The sequence below is a fragment of the Arthrobacter sp. TJ-240 genome (assembly GCF_058269195.1).
Map to the genome: position 1 here is coordinate 1 of NZ_JBZCNG010000016.1, position 1,345 is coordinate 1,345.

General features: G+C 63.9%; 1 protein-coding gene. It reads right to left on the reverse strand.

The genetic code is table 11. The features are described from left to right. Nucleotides 1-879 (reverse strand): lysozyme (locus AC4D2C_RS18730; RefSeq protein WP_490916312.1); only part of this gene is annotated, 879 nt, incomplete at its 3' end. Nucleotides 880-1,345 lie beyond the last annotated feature (466 nt).

Sequence of the window (1,345 nt, forward strand, 5' to 3'; positions counted from 1 at the left end):
AGTCCTGCCGGCTACGGCAGCAATCGCCGCACCGCCCGCAGAGGCAGCCGGGTTGTTGTTGTTGCGTGCAAATGCTTGGAGCGCACTCAGGCTGGCGGGCCACTGGTTCCAGTCACCGACCACAGGGCCGATGCTGGTGTATTGCCACAGGTCGTAGCCGGTCCAGCCGGCCGGCATCCGCCCGGCACTGCTGTTGTTGTAGTTCGCGATGTGCAGGGGGTGATTGGCGAAGGCCCCGGAGGATCCCGTACAGGTGTTCCACCAGTCCGTCGTGGTGTAGATCATCGGGAGACGGCCCGTTGCACTGTACATGGTGTTGGAGAAGTCCCTGATCCACTTGACCATCTGCGCAGCACTCATGTTGTAGCAGGCGTTTCCGAGGCTCGCGTAGGGGTTGTACTCGACGTCCAACAGCGGTGGGAGGGTCTTCCCATCCGCAGACCAACCGCCCCCGTTCCTCAGGAAGTAATTGGCCTGCTGCGCGCCGCTGGAAACGCTCGGGATGGCGAAGTGATAGGCGCCGCGCAGCATCCCGGCCGCTTCCGATCCCCTGTACTGGGCGGTGAAGTAGGGGTTGGTGTAGTTGGTTGCCTCCGTCGCTTTCACATACGCGAATCGAGACCCCTGATCCTTCGCAGCCGTCCAGTTGACGGTCTGCTGGTGGCTGCTCACATCGACGCCGAGGACTCCCGACGGCTTCCAGTAGTTGGTTGCCGCTGTGCCCGCGGACCCGTCCATTGCTCTGTCCTCGGCCGGCGATTCGACCTGCGGGTCTCCTGACGTGGAGATGCGAACGATTCCCTGGCCCAGCGACGCCCCATCGGGCCCGATCTCCGCGGCCAGCGCTTTCTGATTGGCGGCCATGATGTCGGCTGACAAGGGTGCTATGTCCTGCCCTTCGGAGGCGCTCGGCGCCGGGCCCTCCTCCGGAGCGTTCGGCGTGACGGTCCCGCCGCTGATGCTCGGTGCAGCACCACTCGTAGTGCCGTCCGTTTCCGAGGGTTGAGCCGTCCCGGCAGGCGTCGGCTCCAGCAGCTGCGTCGTTCCCACCTCGTCGGATTGCGGCGAGTCAGTAGGCGGTATCGCCTCTGACGGACCGAGCGGTGCGTCCTGTGTCACGGAGTGGGCTGCTGGCAGTGGACCGCCTATGAGCACGGCAAGAAGACCGACGGTGATCGCCAATCGACGCGCTTGAGGTAGTTTCATCGTTTTCTCCAAATGTCAGGGTGTCCACATCGAGTACTCAACCGCTGATGCAGATCGCCCCAGGTCCCCAGGGCTATTGTGGTGCTGGCTAGTTGTAGGTGATTCGGGTGCCGGTGGCGGGGGTCCAGGTGATGGTTCC